General features: G+C 45.9%; 1 pseudogene. It reads right to left on the reverse strand.

The window, feature by feature from the left end:
- Positions 1-23: 23 nt before the first annotated feature.
- Positions 24-740 (reverse strand): annotated as a pseudogene (locus GKZ88_RS22390) (hypothetical protein); the annotation flags it as partial.

Below are 740 nucleotides of genomic sequence, written 5' to 3' on the forward strand. Positions count from 1 at the left end.
TGCAGTTCCTGATCTGCCGTTAATCAGTTGTTTGCAACTGTATAGGTTCCGCCTGCTGTATAGGCTGTTGAGTTTACTGACCACGTGTAAGTATCACCAGAGCATATTGCAGCTGTCGTGATTACTTTTGCCGGTTTTGGAGTAACAGTCAATTGCAGTTCCTGATCTGCCGTGCATCCGTTGTTTGCAACTGTATAGGTTCCGCCTGCTGTATAGGCTGTTGAGTTTACTGACCACGTGTAAGTATCACCAGAGCATATTGCAGCTGTCGTGATTACTTTTGCCGGTTTTGGAGTAACAGTCAATTGCAGTTCCTGATCTGCCGTGCATCCGTTGTTTGCAACTGTATAGGTTCCGCCTGCTGTATAATTAGCCAAGTTTACTGGCCATGTGTAGGTATCTCCCGAACAGATTGTTGCTGTAGTGATTACTTTTGCCGGTTTCGGAGTTACTGTCAACTGCAGTTCCTGATCGGCCGTGCATCCGTTGTTTGCAACTGTATAAGTTCCGCCTGCTGTATAAGCTGTTGCGTTTACTGTCCATGTGTAAGTATCACCAGAGCAGATTGTTGCTGTAGTAACCACTTTTGTCGGTTTCGGAGTTACTGTCAACTGCAGTTCCTGATCTGCCGTGCATCCATTGTTTGCAACGGTATAAGTTCCCCCTGCTGTATAAGCTGTTGAGTTTACTGACCATGTGTAAGTATCGCCTGAGCAGATTGTTGCTGTCGTAACCACTTT

The sequence above is a fragment of the Flavobacterium sp. LC2016-01 genome (assembly GCF_009711135.1).
Taxonomy (GTDB): Bacteria; Bacteroidota; Bacteroidia; order Flavobacteriales; family Flavobacteriaceae; genus Flavobacterium.